The 20,843-nt window shown below is 73.3% G+C and carries 21 protein-coding genes; 1 reads left to right on the forward strand and 20 read right to left on the reverse strand.

Annotation, left to right across the window (positions count from 1 at the left end; genetic code table 11):
• Positions 1-65: 65 nt before the first annotated feature.
• The 14 genes from CWOE_RS31025 to recG form a co-directional block, all read right to left on the reverse strand.
• Positions 66-3,311 carry a chromosome segregation SMC family protein gene (locus tag CWOE_RS31025; RefSeq protein ID WP_012935156.1) on the reverse strand — a complete coding sequence of 1,082 codons (3,246 nt, stop codon included), beginning with the start codon at positions 3,309-3,311 and terminating at the stop codon, positions 66-68.
• A 4-nt stretch (positions 3,312-3,315) separates the two neighbouring features.
• Positions 3,316-3,987 (reverse strand): ribonuclease III, encoded by a 672-nt coding sequence (gene rnc, locus CWOE_RS18465; protein ID WP_012935157.1) that lies wholly within the window; start codon positions 3,985-3,987, stop codon positions 3,316-3,318.
• A 3-nt stretch (positions 3,988-3,990) separates the two neighbouring features.
• Entirely contained in the window at positions 3,991-4,254 is a 264-nt protein-coding gene (acpP, locus tag CWOE_RS18470; RefSeq protein WP_012935158.1) for an acyl carrier protein, read from the reverse strand.
• Complete coding sequence (plsX, locus tag CWOE_RS18475) at positions 4,251-5,285, reverse strand: phosphate acyltransferase PlsX (protein ID WP_012935159.1); 1,035 nt, start codon at positions 5,283-5,285, stop codon at positions 4,251-4,253. The genes acpP and plsX overlap by 4 nt, the downstream gene beginning before the upstream one ends.
• Before the next feature lie 17 nt (positions 5,286-5,302).
• Positions 5,303-5,497: a 50S ribosomal protein L32 gene (gene rpmF / locus CWOE_RS18480; protein WP_012935160.1), complete on the reverse strand. Its 195-nt coding sequence runs from the start codon at positions 5,495-5,497 to the stop codon at positions 5,303-5,305.
• Positions 5,498-5,556: 59 nt separating this feature from the next.
• Positions 5,557-6,072, reverse strand: coding sequence for a YceD family protein (locus CWOE_RS18485; protein ID WP_012935161.1), 516 nt, complete (start codon positions 6,070-6,072; stop codon positions 5,557-5,559).
• 32 nt (positions 6,073-6,104) lie between these two features.
• Positions 6,105-7,703, reverse strand: a complete 1,599-nt coding sequence (locus CWOE_RS18490; RefSeq protein WP_012935162.1) for an acyl-CoA synthetase — start codon at positions 7,701-7,703, stop codon at positions 6,105-6,107.
• A gap of 64 nt (positions 7,704-7,767) precedes the next feature.
• Positions 7,768-8,718: a hypothetical protein gene (locus CWOE_RS18495; RefSeq protein WP_012935163.1), complete on the reverse strand. Its 951-nt coding sequence runs from the start codon at positions 8,716-8,718 to the stop codon at positions 7,768-7,770.
• Positions 8,719-8,791: 73 nt separating this feature from the next.
• Entirely contained in the window at positions 8,792-9,982 is a 1,191-nt protein-coding gene (locus tag CWOE_RS18500) for a hypothetical protein (protein WP_012935164.1), read from the reverse strand.
• The gene (locus CWOE_RS18505) at positions 9,975-11,069 is read right to left on the reverse strand and encodes a DNA recombination protein RmuC (protein ID WP_012935165.1); all 1,095 of its coding nucleotides are present in this window, start codon (positions 11,067-11,069) and stop codon (positions 9,975-9,977) included. The genes CWOE_RS18500 and CWOE_RS18505 overlap by 8 nt, the downstream gene beginning before the upstream one ends.
• 104 nt (positions 11,070-11,173) lie before the next feature.
• On the reverse strand, positions 11,174-11,638 hold the full coding sequence (locus tag CWOE_RS18510) for an ATPase (RefSeq protein ID WP_012935166.1): 465 nt from the start codon (positions 11,636-11,638) through the stop codon (positions 11,174-11,176).
• A 16-nt stretch (positions 11,639-11,654) separates the two neighbouring features.
• Positions 11,655-12,152: a pantetheine-phosphate adenylyltransferase gene (coaD, locus tag CWOE_RS18515; RefSeq protein ID WP_012935167.1), complete on the reverse strand. Its 498-nt coding sequence runs from the start codon at positions 12,150-12,152 to the stop codon at positions 11,655-11,657.
• Positions 12,139-12,681 (reverse strand): 16S rRNA (guanine(966)-N(2))-methyltransferase RsmD, encoded by a 543-nt coding sequence (gene rsmD / locus CWOE_RS18520; protein ID WP_012935168.1) that lies wholly within the window; start codon positions 12,679-12,681, stop codon positions 12,139-12,141. The genes coaD and rsmD overlap by 14 nt, the downstream gene beginning before the upstream one ends.
• Positions 12,681-14,804: an ATP-dependent DNA helicase RecG gene (gene recG, locus CWOE_RS18525; protein ID WP_012935169.1), complete on the reverse strand. Its 2,124-nt coding sequence runs from the start codon at positions 14,802-14,804 to the stop codon at positions 12,681-12,683. Before recG ends, rsmD begins: the two co-directional genes overlap by 1 nt.
• 53 nt (positions 14,805-14,857) lie before the next feature.
• On the opposite strand from recG, the gene CWOE_RS18530 reads away from it, so the two are divergent.
• Positions 14,858-15,271, forward strand: coding sequence for a hypothetical protein (locus CWOE_RS18530; RefSeq protein ID WP_012935170.1), 414 nt, complete (start codon positions 14,858-14,860; stop codon positions 15,269-15,271).
• On the opposite strand, the gene CWOE_RS18535 is transcribed toward CWOE_RS18530, so the two are convergent.
• The 6 genes from CWOE_RS18535 to ribD all read right to left on the reverse strand — a co-directional run bounded on the left by CWOE_RS18535 (position 15,244) and on the right by ribD (position 20,839).
• Positions 15,244-16,926: a DAK2 domain-containing protein gene (locus CWOE_RS18535; protein WP_012935171.1), complete on the reverse strand. Its 1,683-nt coding sequence runs from the start codon at positions 16,924-16,926 to the stop codon at positions 15,244-15,246. The genes CWOE_RS18530 and CWOE_RS18535 overlap by 28 nt on opposite strands.
• A gap of 28 nt (positions 16,927-16,954) precedes the next feature.
• Positions 16,955-17,143 (reverse strand): 50S ribosomal protein L28, encoded by a 189-nt coding sequence (rpmB, locus tag CWOE_RS18540; RefSeq protein WP_012935172.1) that lies wholly within the window; start codon positions 17,141-17,143, stop codon positions 16,955-16,957.
• 206 nt (positions 17,144-17,349) lie between these two features.
• Positions 17,350-17,823, reverse strand: a complete 474-nt coding sequence (gene ribH / locus CWOE_RS18545; protein ID WP_012935173.1) for a 6,7-dimethyl-8-ribityllumazine synthase — start codon at positions 17,821-17,823, stop codon at positions 17,350-17,352.
• On the reverse strand, positions 17,813-19,120 hold the full coding sequence (locus CWOE_RS18550; protein ID WP_012935174.1) for a bifunctional 3,4-dihydroxy-2-butanone-4-phosphate synthase/GTP cyclohydrolase II: 1,308 nt from the start codon (positions 19,118-19,120) through the stop codon (positions 17,813-17,815). The genes ribH and CWOE_RS18550 overlap by 11 nt, the downstream gene beginning before the upstream one ends.
• Positions 19,117-19,707, reverse strand: a complete 591-nt coding sequence (locus CWOE_RS18555) for a riboflavin synthase (protein ID WP_012935175.1) — start codon at positions 19,705-19,707, stop codon at positions 19,117-19,119. Before CWOE_RS18555 ends, CWOE_RS18550 begins: the two co-directional genes overlap by 4 nt.
• Positions 19,708-19,714: 7 nt before the next feature.
• Positions 19,715-20,839 (reverse strand): bifunctional diaminohydroxyphosphoribosylaminopyrimidine deaminase/5-amino-6-(5-phosphoribosylamino)uracil reductase RibD, encoded by a 1,125-nt coding sequence (ribD, locus tag CWOE_RS18560; RefSeq protein ID WP_012935176.1) that lies wholly within the window; start codon positions 20,837-20,839, stop codon positions 19,715-19,717.
• Positions 20,840-20,843: the final 4 nt, after the last annotated feature.

Genomic DNA, 20,843 nt, shown 5'->3' on the forward strand with positions numbered 1-20,843 from the left:
GAGCAGCGGGCTCGGGGACGAGCGGCGCGCGTCAGGGAGGGAGCGGCGGGCGCTGGGAGGACCGGCTACGCGGCCGTTTCCGCCTCAGCGGCCTGCGCCGGCGGCAGCCTGCGCGAGATGACCTTCGATATGCCGTCGCCGCCCATCGAGACGCCGTAGAGGCAGTCGGCCGCCTCCATCGTGCGCTTCTGGTGCGTCACGACGATGAACTGCGCGCGCTCGGAGTACGCCCTCAGCAGGCTCAGGAAGCGGTCGATGTTGAGATCGTCGAGCGCCGCCTCGACCTCGTCGAGGATGTAGAACGGGCACGGCTTCGCGAGGAAGACGGAGAACAGGAACGCGAGCGCGGTCATCGACTTCTCGCCGCCGGACAGCAGCGTCAGGCGCTTCATCGACTTGCCGGCCGGCGTGATCTCGATCTCGACGCCGTGCAGGTCCTCGTCGTCGCGCTCCTCGGCGTCGGCCTCCGCCTCGGCCGCCTCCGCGTCCGCGGCCGCCTCGGCCTCGCCCGCGTCCGCGCTCTGGCCGCCGATCACCGGCCGCGGCCCGGAGTCCTCACGCACGAGCCGCAGTCTCCCGCGCCCGCCGGGGAAGACCTTGCCCGCCAGCTCCTCGAAGTTTCTCGCCGCGGCCTCGAACGTCTCCTCGAACGTCTCGCGGATCTGGCGGTCGGTGTCTCTGATCAGCGTGCTGAGCTCGCGCAGCGCCGACTCGAGGTCGTTGCGCTGGCGCTCCAGCTCCTCGACGTGGGCGAGCGCCTCCTCGTACTCGTCCTTCGCGAGCGGGTTGACCGGCCCGAGCTGGTCGCGCCGTCTCGCCAGCCGCTCGATCCGCTGCGCCAACGCGGCGCGCTCCTCGTCGGGCAGCGCCTCGCTCGCCGGCTCGGGCTCCAGGCCGAGCCGCTCAGCCAGGCCGCGCAGCTCTGCCTCCGCCTCGTGCGAGCGGTCGCGCGCCTGCTGCGCGCGCACCTCGGCGCCCGTGACCGCCTCGCCGTCGCGCTTGAGCCGGCCCTGCAGCTCCGCCTCCTCGCGCGCGCACGAGCGCAGCTCGACCGCGACGTGCTCGCCGGCGGCGCGGTGCGCGGCCAGCTCGGCGTCGAAGACCTCGACGCGCCCGGCGATCGCGCTCGCCAGCTCAGCGAACGTCGCGACCAGCCGCTCCGCCTGCGGGACGAGCGCCTGCTCGCCGGCGACGCGGGCCTCGGCGACCGCGATCCGGCCGCTGCGCTCCGCCCGCTCGCGCTCCGCGCGCTCGGCGAGGCGCCGCTCGGCCGCCAGCTCGGCCTCGATCTGCGCACGGCGGATCGCGCCGGGGCCGGCGTCCTCGGCCTTGCGCCGCTGCTCGATCAGCAGCCGCGCGCGATGCTCGGACTCGACCGCCTCGTCGGTCGCGCGGACGACCTCGCGCAGCGCGCGCTCGGCCGCCTCACGCAGGTCGTCGACGGCGCCGATGCCGGATCCGGCGGCCTCGACCGCCTGCCGCGCCTCATGCTCGGCGCGCGCGGCGGCCTCGCTCTCGGCGATCAGCGCGTCGCGGCGGTTGCGCTCGGCGAGGATCCGCTCCTCGCCGCCGCCCGGGACCTGGCGCAGGACCCGCAGCGCGCCGTTCCAGACGCGGCCGTCGGCGGTCACGGCGGTCCCGCGGAACTCCTCGCCGACGGCGGCGACGTCCTCCACGACCCACGTGTCGGCGAGCAGCGGCCGCGCGAGCGCGAGCGTCTCGGCCGGTCCGCGGACGTGGTCGAGCAGCCGCTCGGCGCCGGCACAGGGAGCGTCGGAGGCGCCGTCGTCCGGCGCCGCCTCGCCGGCGCGTGAGACGAGCACGCTGCCGCCGTCGCGGCCGGCTCTCGCGAGCAGCGCGATCCCCTCGGGACGGTCGCCGACGACGGCCGCACGGAGGCGGCCGTCGAGCGCGGCCGCGAGCGCCAGCTCGTAGCCGCCGTCGACCTCCAGCCTGTCCGCCAGTGCGGGCGCACCACCGGGTGCGCCGGCCTGCGAGCGCAGGAACTGGTTCGCCGACGCCAGCTCGCCGCCGACGCGCGCGGCCTCGCGGCGCGCCGCCTCGACGACCTTCTCCGCCTCTCGGCGGGCAGTGCGCGCGACGTCCGCTCTCTCCTCCGCGACGGCGAGCGCGGCTCTGCGCTCCGCCACGACCGCGCGCAGCCGCTCGACCTCGCCGGCGGCGGCGGACCGTCTCGCCTCGAGCTCCGCCAGCTCTCGCTCCAGCTCCGTTCTGCGGTCGCGCTCCAACGCCTCCAGCTCCTGCTGGAGCGCCGCAACGCGTCTCGCCGCCTCCGGATCGACGACGTCCGCCGCGGCCTGCTCGCGCAGCGCGGTCAGCTCGGCGTCGTGGCGGACGATCCGCTCGTTCAGCGACGTCGCGGTCGCGCGGACCGACTCCAACCGCAGGCAGACGCGCTCGTTCGCGGCCCGCGCGCGGTAGGCGCGGCCGGACAGCTCCTCGCGCTGCTCGCTGCGCGCCTGCAGCGCCTGCTCGGCCTCCTCGCGGCGCTTGGCGACGCCGCTCAGCGCCTGCTCGGCCTCGTCGCGGCGGGCGCGGGCGCCTCTCACCGCCTCCTCGGCCTGCGCCAGCTCCAGGCGGGTCGCGCGGGCAGCGTCGCGCCCCAGCTCCCAGCGCGCCTCCAGCGACTGGCGCTCGATCCGCTCGTGCAGCTCGGCCGCCTCCGCCTGGCGCTTGAGCGGCCTCAGCCGCGAGCGCGCTTCGCGCTCGACGTCGAGCGCACGATCGAGGTTGTCCTGTGTGCGCGCGAGCTTCAGCTGCGCGCGGCGGCGCCGCTTGCGGTGCTTGCCGAGCCCGGCCGCCTCCTCGATCAGCAGCCGGCGGTCCTTCGGCTTCGACGTCACGATCTGCTCGACGCGGCCCTGCGAGATGACCGAGTGCGACTCCTTGCCGAGGCCGGTGTCGGAGAGCACCTCGAGCACGTCGGCGAGACGGCAGCGGGCGCCGTTGAGGCGGTACTCGCCGTCGCCTGAGCGGTCGAGCCGGCGGAGGATCGAGACCTCCGCGAAGTCCATCTCGAGCGTCTTGTCGGAGTTGTCGAGCACCAGCTCGACCTCGGCGCTCTGACTCGCCTTGCGGCCGTGGCCGCCGCCGAAGATCACGTCCTGCATCGACTGCCCGCGGATCGCGAGCGGCGACTGCTCCCCCATCGCCCACAGGACGGCGTCGGTGACGTTGGACTTGCCGGAGCCGTTGGGGCCGACGACCACGCTGACGCCGGAGCCGAACGCGAGCTTGGTGCGGTCCGGAAACGACTTGAAGCCCTTCAGCGTGAGCGACTTGAGGTGCACCGACCTATGCTCCCATCGCTTCCAAGGCCGTCCTGGCCGCCTCTTGCTCGGCGTCCTTCTTGCTGCGCCCGCGGCCGCTGCCGACCTGGTTCCCGGCGACCTCCGCGACGACCTCGAAGACGCGATCGTGCGGCGGCCCCTCCTCGGAGGCGACCGAGTAGGCGACGACGTCGCCGCGCCTGGCGAGACGCTCCTGCAGCGCCGACTTGAAGTCGACCGGATGCTCCAGCGCCGTCTCGATCTCCGGCTCGAACGCCTCGACGACCGCCTCAGCCGTCGTCTCGTAGCCGTTGTCGAGGTAGACGGCGCCGATCACGGCCTCGATCACCGACGCCAGCACGCGCTCCGTGCGCACGAGCGCGTCGGCGTTCTGGCCGACGCCCTGCGGCGCGGCGGCACGCAGCCGCTCGGGCACGCCGAGCCGCTCCGCGACCTCCATGCAGGAGCGGCCGGAGACCGCCTGCGCGCGGATCTTCGTGAGGCGGCCGGCGCCGTAGCGGTCGGCCTCCAGGCGCGGGTAGAGATGTGTCGTCACGGCGAGCCCCAGGACGCTGTCGCCGAGGAAGGCGAGGCGCTCGTACGAGTCAGCGCGGCGGTCGGTCCACGACGAGTGCGTGAAGACCTGTCGGGCGAGATCGTCCGGGAGTCGGTCGAGCAGATCGGCGAGCCGGCGCAGCGGTCAGGTCCTGGGCTCGCGGTCTGCGACCCCCGAGGCGAGCACGAAGTCGACCGCCTGGCCGACCGTGAGGATTCTCGCCGCCTGCTCGTCGGACATCTGGACGCCGTAGGTGTCCTCCAGCTCCTGCACGAGCGTGTAGAGGTCGAGCGAGTCGGCCTCGAGATCCTCGCGAAAGCGCGTCTCCACCGTGATGCCGCCGGGCTCGATCGCGAGCTCGTCGGCGAGGTGGGTGCGGATCAGGGTGAGAACTTCCTCGCGGGTCATGGAGTCTGGACGCTAGCCGCCGCGTCGGACGACGGTGCCTGCCGCAAGGCACCGGCCGCGTCGAGCGCGGCGAGCGTGCGACCGACGACGTCCTCCCTCACGCCGCGCTCGGCGACCTCGATCGCGCGCGCGAAGCCGGTGCGCGTGAAACGACCGTGGGCGACGACGCCGGTGCGGCGCAGGCCGAGCATGTACGCGCCGCCGGCCAGCTCGGGGTCGAGCGTCTCGCGCAGCGACTTCAGCGGGCGGCGCAACAGCAGCCCGCCGAGGCGGCCGCGCGGCGTCTGCATCGCGGTCTCTCTGATCGAGCGCATCAGCTTGCTGGAGACGCCCTCGATCAGCTTCAGCGTGACGTTGCCTGTGAAGCCGTCCATCACGACGACGTCGGCGACGCCCTCGGTCACCTGCGTGCCCTCGACGTTGCCGATGAAGTTGATGCGGCCGCCGGTCTCGACGAGGCGCGCGTGCGCGGCGATCACGTCCGGCGTGCCCTTGCCCGGCTCCTCGCCGTTGGACAGCAGCGCGACGCGCGGAGCAGCGACGCCCATCACCGACTGCGCGAAGGCGGCGCCCATGAAGGCGAACTGGACGAGGTGCTCGGGACGGACCTCGGGGCTCGCACCGACGTCGAGCAGCAGCACGGGCGCGCCGGGGACCGGCATCGGCAGCGCGAGCGCCGGCCGGTAGATGCCGCGCGCGCGGCGGATGTTGAAGAGGCCGGCGGCCAGCGCGGCGCCGGTCGAGCCGCCGGAGACGAGCGCGTCAGCGCGGCCTTCGGCGACAGCCTTGGTCGCGAGCACGATCGACGCGTCGGGCGTGCCGCGGACGGCGAGCGCCGGGTCCGGCGCCTTCGCGATCGAGCGCGGGGCGTCGACGACCTCGACGCCGTCGGGCGTCGGACCGATCTCGTCAGCGGGACCGAACAGCAGCACACGCGTGCCGCGCTCGGCCGCCAGGGCAGCGCCGGCCGCGACCTCGGATGGCCCGAGGTCGGCACCGTTCGCGTCCACGGCGACCGTGATCGGCGGCACGGGTCGCTCTGCCGTGCTCAGGCGGCGTCGTCGCCGGCGTTCGCGACGATCACGTCACGACCGGCGTACGTTCCACAGGTCGGGCAGACGCGATGCGGCCGCCGCGGGCTGTGGCACTGGGGGCACGCCTGAATCGACGGCGCCGAGATCTTGTGCTGTGAGCGGCGCTTGTTCGTGCGCGCGTGAGATTGCTTCTGCTTCGGGACGGCCATAGAGCGGTGGAATGTACCAGGGAACGGGGTCAGCTGGCGCTGACCCCGGAATCTCCTCGCTACAGCTCCAGCTCGCGCAGCTTCGCCCAGCGCGGGTCGGGCTCCGGCTCGTGCGCGTGGTCGGGCGAGCTGTTGAGGTTCTCGCCGCAGACCGCGCAGAGACCGGCGCAGTCGGTGCGGCAGAGCAGCTGGGCGGGCAGCGCGAGCGACAGCGAGTCGCGCGTCCAGCCGGTCAGGTCGATCACCTCGTCGGTGACGTAGGGGCTGATCAGCTCCTCGTCCTCGGCCCCCGGCTGTTCGACCTCGCGCGCGTCCACGGCGAAAGACGTCGCGGACGGCTCCAGGCAGCGCATGCACGGGCCCGAGAGTGCCGTCTCGAAGCGCAGCCGCAGCGCGTAGCCGTTCGCCGTCGTCTTCGAGACATCGAGCCTCACCGGCACGACGGCGGGCTCGACCTCGTAGGTCTGACCGCTGAGGTCGTAGCGGTCGACGGCGACCTCGAGGTCGATCGTCCGCCCCTCCCCCGAGTTGAGGCGGAGCGGTCCGAGATCGAAGCTTTCGGCACGTTGGGACATGCCGTCGAGATTAGCGTGAGTGCGGGCGGCGCTCAGCGCAGCTCGCGCTTGAGGACCTTGCCGGTCGCGTTGCGCGGCAGCTCCTCGACGAAGACGACCTCGCGCGGCACCTTGAAGCCCGCGAGGTTCGCTCTCACGTACGCCTTCAGCTCGTCCTCTGTGGACGCGGCCTCGGGGTTGAGCACGACGACGGCCTTCAGCCGCTGCCCCCACTCCTCGTCGGCGATGCCGATCACGGCGACCTCGCGCACGGCCCCGTGGCCGGCGAGCAGGTCCTCGACCTCGGAGGGAAAGACGTTCTCGCCCCCGCTTATGATCATGTCGTCGTCGCGGCCGTCGACGAACAGCCGGCCGCCGCTGTCGAAGTGACCGACGTCGCCGGAGGACATCAGGCCGTCGATGATCTCCTTGTTGCCGCCGCCGGTGTAGCCCTCGAACGGCAGCTCGTTGCCGACGAAGATCCGCCCGGTCTGGCCGGCGGGGACTTCGCGGCCGTCCTCGTCGAGCAGCCGCACGCGCGTGCCGACCGGCGGGCGGCCGGCCGTCCCGGGCGCAGCGCGCATGTCGGCGGGCGTCGCGATCGTCGCCCACGCGACCTCGGTCGAGCCGTAGGTGTTGTAGAGCACGTCGCCGAAGCGGTCCATCACGCGCGTCGAGAGCGGGCCGGGCAACGCCGATCCGCTCGCGGCTATGACGCGCAGCGACGAGGTGTCGTACTTGGCGAAGACGTCGTCGGGCAGCTCCAGCATCCGCTGGAGCATCACCGGCACGACGACGAGCCCGCTCGCTCTGTGGCGGGCGATCGCGCGCAGCGTGCCCTCCGGGTCGAAGCGCCGCCTCAGGACGATCGTCGAGGCGAGCGGGACGCCGAGCGTGAAGTGCGCGAGCCCCCACGTGTGGAAGATCGGCGCGGCGATCATCGTCGTCTCGCGCGCCTTCAACGGCATCTTCGACAGCAGCGCGGCGGCGGCGCCGAGGCCTGCGGCGCTGCGGCGGGCGCCCTTCGGCGCACCGGTCGTGCCGGAGGTGAGGATGATCACGCGGCCGGGCTCGGCGGCCGGCGGCACGCCGGCGGCGTCGCCCTCGGCGATCAGGTCCTCGATCAGGCGGTCGCCGTTGGCGCTCTCGCCGTCGTGCCATGCGACATAGCTCTTGCGGCCGGCGCGGACCGGCTCGACGATGTTGGCGAACTCCTCGTCGTAGACGATCGCGGCGGCTCTCTCGCGCTCGATCACCTCGGCCAGCTGCGGGCCCGCGAACGCCGTGTTGAGGTAGATGATGTTCGCGCCGAGTCGGGAGGTCGCGACGGTGACGTCGACGAAGCCGCGGTGGTTGCGGCACATCACCGCGATCGCGTCGCCGGGACGTATCCCCTCGTTCGCGAAGGACGACGCGAGCGCGTTGGCGCGGCGGTGCAGCTCGCCGTAGCTGAGCGTGCCCAGCTCGTCGATGATCGCCGGCTGGTCGGGCTTTCTTGCGGCGGTGACCGCGAACGCCCCGGCCGACGTGGTGCCCCAGCGCTTGAGCGCGAGGCCGACCTTGGCGAGGCGGTCCGGTCGCGTCGGGCCGATCAGCCCGGAACCGACGAGGGTCTTGGCGACGAACGCCTGATGCGTGATCTGTCTCAACACGATGCGTATCCAACCACGAACCACGACGAGCGCGTGTCAGTTTGTGACGCTCCCGTCACCTTCGTCACGGAAGCTCGAGTCCGCGGGGCGTCTCGCCGCGTTCGACGAGCGCGTGGATCTCCGCCGCGCGACGCGGGTTGAGGAAGACATGGCGCTGCCCGACGCTCGGTTTCTCCAGCAGCAGGCCGGCGTCGAGCAGGCGCTCGCCGATCGCGAGCGCGAGCGCGCGGTCATGGCCGGCGAAGCCGCGCGCGAGGTGACTGATCTCGGTGTGGTAGCCGCCCCACTTCCCCATCCCCATCAACCGCTGCAGGATCCGCCGCGCGACGCGGCGACCGCGGTCTCTGTCGTCGTGCGGGCGCGCGACGTCGGACGTCGGGTCGAGCACGTTGATGACCGCCTCGTCGTGCTCGCCGACAGACGCCGCGTCGGCCGGATGGCCGCCGAAGCGCGCGACCGCCTCCGCGATCCGCAGCGGGTGCAGCTCCCCGATCGGCGGGCGCAGGTCCTCGACGTCGGCGAGCACCGCCTCGGGCACGGCGTACGCAGCGGCGCGCAGGCGGTCGACGTGCTCCATGTGGTCGGCGAACAGCTCGGCGGCGTACTCGGCGTGGTCGGGCGCATCGCCTAGCGACAGCGGGAAGGCGAGCGCGAGCTGTCCCTCCCAGCTGCCGACGCTGAGCGAAAGGTCCTCGCCCCCGCCGGGCGCCATCGCCTCCGAGCCCTCGACGAGCGTCCCGACGAGCGCCGCGACGAGCACCCAGGCGCGCTCGACCACCGCGTCGGGATCGGCACGCAGCGCCGGCGCGACCGGTGCGACCGCGAGCAGGCGGTCGCCGGCCGGGGCGATCGCGACCGGGACGGGCGCGCCGGGCGCATAGCCCGATCGCGGCAACGTCAGCTCGTGCGCGCCCTCGGCGAACGCGTCGAGCAGCTCGGCGCGGATCTGCGCCACGCGGTCGCGTGCGGCGTGGATGCCGCCGGCGTCCGAGAGCACGCTGCCGAGTCGGGTCATCCGGCGCCGAACCCTAACGGTCGGGGATTGCGGCGGTGTGGCGTGGCGGCGCTGCCGGCGCCCGGCTGCCGGCTCAGCCGCCGCAGACGAGCCGGTCGCCCGGCAGCGGTCTCGTCGCCGCCGGCGTCAGCTCGAACGCGCCGGGCGCGACGGGCACGCGGATCGGCCGCCCGTTCGCGTCGATTCTCGCCGTCCCGACGCCGACGCGGAGGATCAGCTTCGGGCGCCGGACGACGTACGGCGCCTCCAGCACTTCGTTGACGAGCGTTCTACCGCTGTCGGCGTCGGCGACGCAGACGTACGACGGCTCCGTCGGGACGATCCGCAGGCGGACCGTCGCGGGTCTGCGCCGCGGCTTCGGCGTGGCATCGGTGACGGCCCGCGTGGCGGTGGTGGCGGTGCCAGCGGGCGCGGGCGGCGTCGGCGTCGGCGTGCGGGCGGGAGCGGCGGTCGTGCGGCTCGTGCGGGCCGGCGGCGCGGTGGTCGTGTGCGTGCGCGGCGCCGCGGAGGTCGTGCGAGACGGAGCGGGAGCGGTGGCCGTGCTGGCGGGTGCCGTCGTCTGCGTGGCGGTGGTGCCGGCGGGGAGCGCGTCGACGGTCTCGTCGCCGTCGCCCGCGAGGCTGCGCAGCAGCACCACGACGACCATCAGCAGCGCGAGCGCGCCGAGGCCGAGCGCGCCGGCGGCGATCCGTCTGTTCCTCGGCACGTCGGGTGCCGGGCCGGCGGCCGGTCTGCGCCGGATGCTGTAGCCGGCGCGCAGGAGGCCGGCGATCCGTGCGAGGGGGCGAGCAGCGGCGGGCTGAGCGGGCGGAGCGGCTTCGGCCTCAGGTGCGCCGGCGGCCGGGGGCGCGGCGGCGGCGCGAGAGCCGGCGGCCGGAGGCACGGGAGCGTCGGCGGTCGGGAACGCGTCGGCGCGCGCGGGAGCGGCAGCGGCCGGAGGGGCGGGCGCGACGCCCGGCGCGGCAGTCGCGCGGCGCAGCTGGACGAACTGGTGCGGGGCGGCCTCCGCGAGTGGTGGGTCGGCGACGACGCCGGACAGCTGGAGCGCGGCGGTCGCACGGCGGCGCGCGTCGTCGCCCTCGCCGCCGAAGCGGGCGAGCAGCTCCCGCGCCGGCCGCTTGTAGCCGAACGGTCCCGCGGCCTCGCGCGCGAGCTCGTCGGCGACCGCGGCGTCGGCGAGCGGGACCGGGTCGGCGGTCTCCTGCCACGCGTCGGCGCGTCTGCGACCGCGTCCTCTCCGCTCGCGGCCTCTCCGCTCACGCATCGCGCGCCTCCTCCAGCCGCAGGTCGTGGACGCGCGGCGTGTCGTCCTCCCGCAGCTCGGGCGCGTGCAGCTCGCGCGCGGTCAGGTCGACCGGGGCGACCGCCGGCAGCTCGCGTTCGCGGCCGACGACGCCGTGTCTGGAGAACTGACGGGCGCTCGGCAGCACGCGGCTGTCGAACGAGCCGACCGCCTCGTTGTAGGCACCGACCGCGCTGCGCAGCCGCGTGCCGACGCGGTCGAGGTGCGCGCCGAACGTGCCGAGGCGGTGGTGCAGCTCCCGTCCCAGCTCCGCGACCTGGCGCGCGCTCTCGGCGACCGTCTCCTGCTGCCAGCCGTAGGCGACCGCGCGCAGCAGCGCGATCAGCGTCGTCGGCGTCGCGATCAGGACGCCGTCGCGGACGCCGTCCTCCAGCAGCGACGGGTCCGCCTCCAGCGCCGCGGTGTAGAAGTGCTCGCCCGGCAGGAACAGGAAGACGAAGTCCGGCGCGGTCGGGAACTGCGCCCAGTACGCCTTCGCCGACAGTGCGCGGACGTGCTCGCGCAGCAGCCGCGCATGCTGCGCCAGCTCGCGCGTGCGCGTCGTCTCGTCCTGTGCCTCGTAGGCGTTGAGGAACGCGTGCAACGGCGCCTTCGCGTCGACGACGACGTGCTTGCCGCCCGGCAGGTTGACGACCAGGTCCGGCCGCAGCACGCCGTGCTCGCCCTGAACGGACGCCTGCTCGGTGAAGTCGCAGTGGTCGAGCATCCCCGCCAGCTCGACGACGCGTCTGAGCTGCAGCTCGCCCCAGCGCCCGCGCGTGTGCGGCTGGCGCAGCGCGGCGACGAGCGCGCCCGTCTCCCCGCGCAGCCGCTCCTGCGACTCGACCAGCTGCTTGATCTGCTGCTCCAGCGCGCCGCGCTGGTGGGCGCGGTCGCGGTCGAGCGCAGCCAGCTGCTCGTCGACCCGGCGCAGCGACTGGTGGATCGGGTCGACCATCGCGTCGACGGTCTGCGCGCGCCGCTCCGTCGAGTGGCGACCACGCAGCGCGAGCACGACGGCGAGCGCGCCGAGCGCGAGGCCGATCAGGAGCCAGACGGCAGAGGACATGACCACTCAGCGTTGCGCGCTGAGCGGACGGAATGGGCGCGCCGTTGCAGCGGGCCCGCAAGTTCGGCGCCAGCCGAACTTGCAAGCTGATCGGCGCCAGCCGATCAGCCGACTTCGGCCGGCTCGTCCTTGCCCTGCAGGCGCTCGCGACCGCGCTGGACGGCCGCGATGAACTTCGACAGGTTGACCTCGAGCGTGTTGAGGATCTCGTCGGCGTAGTCCTCCGCGCCGAGGCGGATCTCGCGCTCGCGGGCGCGTGCGTCCTCGATGATGTCCTCGGCGCCGCGCTCGGCCTGCTTCGTGACCTCCTCGTCGGAGATCAGGCGATCTTGGCGCTCACGCGCTTCTCTCAGGATTCGCTCGGCCTCGCGCTTGGCCTCGGCGAGCATCTCCTGACGCTCCTTGACGATCCAGCGCGCCTGCTTGATCTCTTCCGGGATCGTCGCACGCATCTGGTCGAGAAGGTCGTAGATCTCCTCCTTGTCCACGCGGACCTGGTCGGTCAGCGGGACCGGCTTCGCGTTGTGGACAAGGTCGTCCAGCTTGTCGATCAGGACCAGGACATCCATCGGAACCTCTGTTTCGTCAACGGCTCAGTTCTTCCTTCAAGCGCGCTGCCACATAGTCGGGGACGAGATCTTGAATGTTCCCGCCGAACGTCGCGAGCTCTTTGACGCCGCTGGAACTGAGGAAACTGTACTGCGGCGAGGCCATCAGATACACGGACTCGACATCTGGGGCCTGCCGGCGGTTGAGCTGATGCATCTCCAGCTCGTACTCGAAGTCCGAGATCGCGCGCAGTCCCTTGACGATCGACTTGGCGCCCAGATCCTGGGCGAAGTCGACCAACAGGTTGCTGAACGCCTCGGCGCGCACGTTCCCGAGATGCTCGGTCGCGCGCTCGATGAAACCGATCCGCTCCTCCGCCGTGAAGAGCGTCTTGCCCTTGCGGATCGGCAGGTTCACGACACCGACGACGACCTCGTCGAAGATCGCCGCAGCGCGGCCTATGACGTCCAGGTGGCCGTTGGTGACCGGGTCGTAGGACCCCGGGCAGACGGCCATGCGGTTATTCAGGTTCATGGATACGAATGAGTGTGTCGCCGTAACGGCGTTCGTCGGTCAGGGGCAACTCCAGCCCGAGTGGAGCGCGACGATCGCTCTCGCACACGATCCTGCCGTCCGCGGCGATCAGCTCCGCGAGCGCCGGCGAGAGCTCGCGTCCCAGCTCAGGCGCGAGGCGGTATGGAGGGTCGAGAAGCACGAGATCGTATTCGTGGCGCGCCGCCCGTGCTGCACGGACGACTGCACGCGCGTCGCGGCGCTGCACCGCGACCCGCTCGCGCGGCACGCCGAGCGCTTCGAGATTGGCCTCGATCGCCCGCACGGCAGCGTTCGCGTCGTCGACGAAGGTGACGTGCGCGGCGCCGCGCGAGAGCGCCTCCAGGCCGAGCGCGCCGGAGCCCGCGAAGAGGTCGAGCACCCGCAGCCCGTCGAGCGGGCCGAGGATCGAGAACAGCGCTTCGCGCACGCGGTCGCTCGTCGGACGCGTCGCGTCGCCCTTCGGCGCGAGCAGGCGGCGACCGCCGTAGAGCCCTGCGACGATCCGCATCAGGCGGCGATCGGGGCCATCGCCTCGGGACCGAAGACGGCGGCGAGCGCGTCGCGCAGCAGCGCGTGCTCGGGCGCCTCCAACTCGGGATCGGCGGCCAGCAGCGCCTCGGCGCGCGCGTGCGCCCGCTCCAGCAGGTCCTCGTCGTCGGGCAGGATCGCGATCCGGTAGGCGACGTCGCCGTGCTGGCGGACGCCGACGATGTCGCCCTCGCGCCGCAGCTCGAGGTCGATCCGCGCCAGCTCGAAGCCGTCGCCGTGCTCGGCGAGCGCCTTCAGCCGCGCCGAGTCCCGCGGCCCGAACAGCAGGCACAGCGACGCGTGCTCGCCGCGGCCGATCCGCCCGCGCAGCTGGTGCAGCTGGGAGATCCCGTAGCGCTCGGCGTCCTCGACCAGCATCACGGTCGCGTTCGGGACGTCGATCCCGACCTCGATCACGGACGTCGCGACGAGCACGTCGGCGCCGCCGGCCGCGAACGCCGCCATCGCCTCCTGCTTCTCTCTCGGCCGCATCTGCCCATGCATCAGGACGACGCGGAAGTCCTTGAACTCGGTTCTGCGCAGCCGCTCGTACTCCTCGGTCGCCGCCTTCGCCTGCAGCGCCTCGGACTCCCCCACGAGCGGACAGACGACGAACGCCTGCCGCCCCTCGCGCAGCTCCTCGCGGATCCGCTCGTACGCCCGCTCGCGCGCTCTCTCGCCGCCTGCGACGAACGTCTCGATCGGCTGTCGGCCGCGCGGCAGCTCCCGCAGCGCGGTGTGGTCGAGGTCGCCGTGCTCGACGAGCGCGAGCGTGCGCGGGATCGGCGTCGCGGTCATGTGCAGGACGTGCGGGTTCAGGCCGTCCGGCGCCTTCGCGTCGAGCGCGGCGCGCTGGCGCACGCCGAAGCGGTGCTGCTCGTCGACGACGACGACGCCGAGCCGCGCGAAGCGGACCGGATCCTCGATCAGCGCGTGCGTGCCGACGACGAGCGCAAGCTCGCCGCTGGCGAGCTTGCCGAGCACGTCTCTGCGACGCGCGGCCGGCGTCGAGCCGGTCAGCAGCGCGATCTGCAGCGTGTCGGCGGCGGTCAGCGCCTGGATCGTCGCGAAGTGCTGCTCGGCGAGCGTCTCGGTCGGCGCCATCAGCGCGCCCTGCCAGCCCTGCTCGACGGCCCGCAGCAGCGCGAACAGCGCGACGACCGTCTTGCCGGAGCCGACCTCTCCCATCAGCAGCCGCTGCATCGGCCGCTCGTGCGCGATGTCGGCGTCGACCTGCTCCATCGCGCGCTGCTGGTCGCCGGTCGGCGCGAACGGCAGTCCGTGCTCCAGCCAGCGCGCGGTCAGCTCGCGCACCCCGTCGAGCGCGGGTGCGCGCGTCGCCTGCTCGCGCCGCGCGCGACGCCGCAGCAGCCCGAGCTGGAGCAGCAGCAGCTCGTCGTAGGCGAGCCGGCGGCGGCCGTCGACCGGGTCTCTCGCCGTCGCCGGGAAGTGGACGGCGGTGAGCGCGGCGTGACGGTCGGGCAGCTCCTCCGCGCGGCGGATCGCGACCGGCAGCGGCTCGATCGTGTCCATGATCGCCCCGCGGTGCTCCTGCGCCATCGCCAGCAGCTGGACGGAGCTGATCCCCTCGCTTGCCGGGTACTGCGCGACCTGCTCGACGCCCGCGACCTGCTGCGTCGTCGGCGCGTGCGCGGAGACCTTGAAGCTGCGCTGGCCGAGCCGGCCGGTGAGCATGACGCGCGTGCCGGGCCGGTAGCGCTCGACGAGCCACGGCTGATTGAAGAAGGTGACCTTGAGCGGGCCGGTCTGGTCGGCGACGAGCGCCTCCACGAGCGGACGCATCCCGCGCCGGCGCACCGGCCGGGAAGTGATCGAGCGGACCTCGACGACGATCGTCGCCGTCTCCTCCTCGACCAGATCCGCGACCGTGCGCGCCTCGCCGCGCGCCCGCGGCAGATGGCCGAGCAGGTCGCCGACGCTGTGCAGCCCGAGCGTCTCCAGCGCTCTCGCCGCTCTCGGGCCGGGTGCGTCGAGCGGCTGCGACAGGCGCGAGGGTCGCGGCAGGCGGACGGGCGCTGCGCGCAGCAGCGCGTCGTCGAAGCGCTCGGCGCTGGCGAACTGGAACGGCGGCGGTGACGGCATGGCGGCAGCGAGAACTATGGCGGGAACGGCGGTCGGCCGGCATACTCCGCGCGGTGCGCACCGCCCTGCTGACCGTCGCGATCCTGCTGGCGCTGGCCGGGCACGCGGCCGCCGGCGGCCCTGCGAGCGCCGTGCGGGCGGCGTCGGAGGCCGAGACGCACGAGATCGCCGTGCACGTGAGACAGCCGCGCTGGACCTGCTTCCGCGGTCTCGTCGCGCGCCGCGGCGGCTGGGCCGCGCTGCGGCGGCTGCCTGGCGGCGGCTGCCCCGAGCTGCCATACGCGATCGTCGTGCGCGAGGACCGCGCCGAGCCCGCCGCCGGCTGGCGCGAGCTGCGGCGCTTCTCGGCGCGGCGCGCGGCCTGCACGGCGACGCGTCCGCGGCTGTCGAGAGCGCTGCGCGCGGGACTGCTCGGCTGTGGTGGCAGCGCGGCGAGCGGCTACTCAGCCGACAGCAGCCACCAGTAGGCGGCCTGGCCGCCGGCGGCGAGCTCCAGCTCTATGCCGTCGCCGGTGCGCGCCGCGAGCGCCTCGACCTCCGGGTCGGCCAGTGGCGCGCCTGCGCCGCTGAGGCACGTGATCAGCTCGGCGCCCGACGCCAGCCCCGCCAGCACCTGGCGCAGCGTCTCGGCCGGGTCGCCCCACGCGACCAGCTCGTCGCCGAGGAAGCCGACGGCCTCGCCGGCGTGGAAGCGGCCGCTCGCGTCGTCGCGCGCGGCAGGGGCGATCGCGCCCGTCCGGACGCGCGCCAGCGCGGCGTCCATCGCGGCGGCGTTGGCGGCCGCGTCACGCTGGGGGTCGAGCGCGACGGCCGCCGCCAGGCCGGCCTGCTGGGAGCGCGAGCGGACGACGACGGCGCGCTTCTCCGACAGCTCGGCCGCTCTCTCAGCCGCCATGAAGACATTGGCGCTGTTCGGCAGCACGACGACCTCGTCGGCGCCGACCGCGTGGATCCCCGCGAGCAGGTCGTACGTCGACGGGTTCAGCGTCGCGCCGCCGTCGAGCACGTGGACGCCGAGCCCTTCGTAGAGGCGCTGGATGCCGGTGCCGGAGGCGACCGCCAGCACGCCGCAGCGCGCGGCCGGCGCGGCGGCGGGTGAGGTCTCGACCGAGGCCGAGGCCGAGGCGATCCGCTCCGCGCGCTCCTCGACCTGCGCGTGCATGTCAGCGACGTCGAGATGCGAGATCTCGCCGGCCGCGGCGAAGACGCCCGTGGCGGCGTCGGGATCGTCGGTGTGGACGTGGACCTTCAACGTCTTCGCGTCGCCGACGACGAGCACCGAGTCGCCGAGCGCCTCCAGCGCGCCGACGAAGGCGCGCGCGTCGAGCCCGCTTCCGATGACGGCGAAGTTCGTGCAGTAGCGGTACGTCGAGGACTCGTGCTGCGGGCGCGTGACGCGGGCGGCCTCGTGATGGGCCAGCTCCGGCGGCTCGCTGCCGCGCAGCGCCGCGACGACGCCCGCGAACAGGACCGTGAGGCCGTAGCCGCCGGCGTCGACGACGCCGGCCTCGCGCAGGATCGGCAGCAGGTCGGGTCCGCGCGCGACCGACTGCTGGCCGGCGTCGAGCGCGCGCTCCAGCACGTCGGCGATCAGCGCGTCCTGGTGCTCGGGCGCGGCGTCTGGGTCCAGCCGCGTCTCCGGCATGTGCGCCAGCTCGGTCGCGATCCGGTGGGCCATCTCGCGCACGACCGTCAATATCGTGCCTTCGGCCGGCTCGCGCACCGAGCCGTACGCCTGCTCGGCGGCGCGCGCCATCGCGGCGCCGATCAGCACGGGGTCGACCAGCTCGCCGGGGCGACTGGCCAGCTCCTCGGCGGCGCCGCGGATCAGCTGGGAGAGGATGACGCCGCTGTTGCCGCGTGCGCCGAGCAGCGCCGCGCGCGCGACCGAGGCGACGATCTCGTCCCGCCCGATCTCGTCGATCGTGCGGTCCTGCTCGGCCGCCGCGAGGCGGTCGATCTCCTGCAGCACGGCGCGCAACGTGAGCGCCATGTTGTCGCCGGTGTCGCCGTCGGCGACGGGAAAGACGTTGAGGTCGTTGACCTCGTCGCGTCGCGACTCGAGCTGCGCGAGAGCGGCTTCGACGACGGCGCGGAAGCGGAGAAGGCTCGGGTCGGACACGAGGCGAGGAGGCCGGACTGGCCGGCCCCTACGCCTTGATGACCTTGCCGGCCTTCAGGCAGCGCGTGCAGACGTAGACGCGCCGGGCGGTACCGGCATCGTTGATGCGGATCCGCTGGAGGTTCGGGTCGAACCGGCGCTTCGTCGCCACTCTCGAATGCGAGCGGCTGTTGCCGAAGGCGGGACCCTTATTGCAGACGTGACAAGTACGGGGCATGGGTTCGGGCAGTATAGGGAGTCGGGGGGCGAAAGGGCGCGTCGCGCCTCAGCCTGGGTCCACCGAGATCCGTGGATGGCTCGCTGTCGTGGGTGTGGTCCACGGTCGATCGCCGGCGAACCACGGGTGAATCCCTTGGGAGCCGGCGATCGAGCGTGGGCCGTGCCCACGGCGGCGAGACGCCGCGCAGATCGGTGGATCCAGGCTCAGGAGGTGACGAAGCCGGTCGGGGCGCGCTGGCCGCGCACCTTCTCCTTGACCTCCAGCGAGGCCACCACGGCCTCGGCCGCGTGGCGACCGCTGTCGCGCTTGCCGCCGCTGCCGACGCGCGCGAGCGCCTGCTCCATCGTGTCGACGGTCAGCACGCCGAAGCCGACCGGGATGCCGGTCGCGAGCTGCACCTGCTGGACGCCGCGGGCGCACTCGCCGCAGACGTAGTCGTAGTGGTCGGTCTCGCCGCGGATCACGGCGCCGAGCGCGACGATCCCGTCGTAGCGGCCCGACTCGGCCGCGTACTTCGCCGCCAGCGGCAGCTCGAACGCGCCCGGCACGTCGTAGACGTCGACGACGCTCGCGCCGTGCTCCTCCAGCTCCGCCCGCGCGCCGGCGACCAGCTGCTCGGCGAGGTCGGCGTAGAAGCGCCCGACGACGAGCGCGAAACGGCGGTTCTCAGCGCCCATCTGCGCTCCCCTTCTGCTTGTGGTCTCGCTCGTGCTCCTCGTGGATCATCTCCTCGTCGAGCGCGAGCCCCTGGTGGTGGAGCGTGTGCCCCATGCGATCCCGCTTCGCCCGCAGATAGGCCTCGTTGTGCGGGTTCGGCGTCGGCTGGATCGGGACCTGGTCGCTGACCGACAGCCCGTACCCCTCCAGCCCGATGATCTTCTTCGGGTTGTTCGTGAGGATGCGGATGCTGCTCAGCCCGAGGTCGGTGAGGATCTGCGCGCCGATGCCGTAGTCGCGCAGGTCGGCCGGCAGGCCGAGTCTGAGGTTGGCCTCGACGGTGTCGAGCCCCTCCTCCTGCAGCTTGTACGCCTTCAGCTTGTTGAGCAGGCCGATCCCGCGCCCCTCCTGCGCGAGGTACAGGAGGACGCCCTCGCCCTCCTCCTCGATCATCGCGAGCGCCGACTCGAGCTGCTCGCCGCAGTCGCAGCGCAGCGAGTGGAAGACATCGCCCGTGAGGCACTCGGAGTGGACGCGCACGAGCACGTCCTCCTTGCCGGCGACGTCGCCCTTGACCATCGCGACGTGGTGCTTGTCGTCGACCAGCGAGCGGTAGCCGACGACCTCGAAGTCGCCGAACGCGGTCGGCATCCTCGTGCCGACGACGCGCTCGACCAGCTTGTCGTGCTTGCGGCGGTAGGCGACGAGGTCGGCCACGGTGACCATCTTCAGGCCGTGGCGCTGGCAGTACGGGATCAGATCCCCGACGCGGGCCATCGTGCCGTCGTCGTTCATGATCTCGCAGATCACGCTCGACGGGTTCAGGCCCGCGAGACGGGAGAGGTCGACGCCGGCCTCGGTCTGCCCGATCCTCTCCAGCACGCCGCCTTCCTTCGCCTTCAGCGGGAAGACGTGGCCGGGCTGGACGAGGTCGCGCGGGCTCGCCTTCGGGTCGATCGCGACCTGGATCGTGTGCGCGCGGTCGGCGGCGGAGATGCCGGTCGTCACGCCCTCGCGCGCCTCGATCGAGACGGTGAAGGCGGTCTCGAACGACGACTCGTTCTTGCTCGCCATCAGGTCGAGGCCCATCTCCTCGCAGCGCTCGCCGGTGAGCGCGAGGCAGATCAGCCCGCGCCCCTCCTTCGCCATGAAGTTGATCGCCTCGGGGGTGATGAACTGGGCCGCCATCGTGAGGTCGCCCTCGTTCTCGCGATCCTCGTCGTCGCAGACGACGACCATCTTGCCCTGGCGGATGTCCTCGATCGCCTCTTCGATCGTGGCGAACACGGCTCTGACGTCGGACTCGGACTGACTCATCGGTGGGCCCCCACGAGCTTCTCGACGTACTTCGCGAGCACGTCGACCTCCAGGTTGACGGGACGGCCGACCGCAGCCGACCCGAGGATCGTGCGCTCCAGCGTCTCCGGGATCAGCGACACGCTGAGCGACTCGTCGTCGACTGCGGACACCGTCAGCGAGACGCCGTCGATCGCGATCGAGCCCTTCTCGACGACGTAGCGCAGCAGCTCGGGGTCGGCGGCGATCCGCACGATCCGGGCGAAGCCGTCGTCGGTCAGCTCGGCGATCGTTCCGAGGCCGTCGACGTGGCCCTGCACGATGTGGCCACCGAGCCGGTCGTGCGCACGCAGCGGCAGCTCCAGGTTGACCTCGGCGCCGGGCGCGATCTCCGCGAGCGACGAGCGCCGCAGCGTCTCGTTCATGACGTCGGCCGCGAACGTTCCGTTCGACGGGTCGACAGCGGTCAGGCAGACGCCGTTGACCGCGACCGAGTCGCCGGGCGACAGCTCTCTGCCCAGCTCCGTCGCGACCGTCAGCCGTACGCCGTCGGCGGTCGGCTGCACCGCGGCGACGGTGCCGAGGCCCTGTACGAGTCCCGTGAACATCGGTCGGTCACCACTCCTTCAGGCGCGCGGAGACCAACAGGTCCTCCCCCACGCGGTCGCAGTCCAGGGTCAGCGCTCGCAGCGCCTCGGAGATCGTCTCGACGCCCTCGCCTTCGAGCGGGTCCCGGGCGGTGCGCCCGCCGAGCACGATCGGCGCGAGGAACAGCCGCAGCTCGTCGATCTCGCCGGCATCGAGGAACGCGCCCGCGAGCCGCGGACCGCCCTCCAGCAGGATCGAGGCGACGCCGACGGCACCGAGCTGGTCGAGCGCCGAGACGACGCGCGCCGGCTCGTTCGCGCCGGTCGCGACGATCACCTCCGCGCCGTGCGTCTCCAGCGCGTCGGTCGCGGTGCGCGGCGCGGCGCGCGAGACGACGACGGTCAGCGGGATGTCGGCGGCCGCCTGCACCAGCTGCGAGTCGAGCGGGACGCGCGCGAGCGAGTCGAACACGACGCGGCGCGGCTGCCGCGCGACGCCGGGGATGCGGGCGGTCAGCTGCGGGTCGTCGGCGAGCGCGGTCCCGATCCCGACCGCGACGGCGTCACACTCGGCGCGCCAGTGATGGGCGCGCTCGCGGCTCTGCGTCGAGGAGATCCACTTCGAGTCGCCGGCGCGCGTCGCGACCTTGCCGTCGAGCGTCATCGCCGACTTGAAGAGGACCCACGGGCGGCCGGTGCGCGCCTGCTTGCGGAACGGCTGGTTCAGCAGCCGCGCGCGGGCGGCCAGCTCGCCGCCGGCGACGGCGACGTCGACACCCTCGTCGCGCAGGATCCCCAGTCCCCTTCCGGACGCCTTCTCGGTCGGGTCGTCGGAGGCGACGACGACGCGGCGGATCCCGGCGGCGAGGATCGCGTCGGTGCACGGCGGCTGCTTGCCGGTGTGGCAGCACGGTTCGAGCGAGACGTAGAGCGTCGCGCCGGAGAGATCGGCGTCGCCGGCGGCGGCGATCGCCTCGACCTCAGCGTGCGGGGCGCCGTACTCGCTGTGCCAGCCCTCGGCGACGACCTCGCCGTCGCGTGTGATCACGGCCCCGACCATCGGGTTCGGGCTCACGCGGCCGCGTCCCTGGGCGGCCAGCTCGAGCGCGCGCGCCAGGTGGAGGCGGTCGGTGTCGGTCGTGGGCGGAGTCACGCCC

Source organism: Conexibacter woesei DSM 14684 (assembly GCF_000025265.1).
In the GTDB taxonomy this organism is placed as follows: domain Bacteria; phylum Actinomycetota; class Thermoleophilia; order Solirubrobacterales; family Solirubrobacteraceae; genus Conexibacter; species Conexibacter woesei.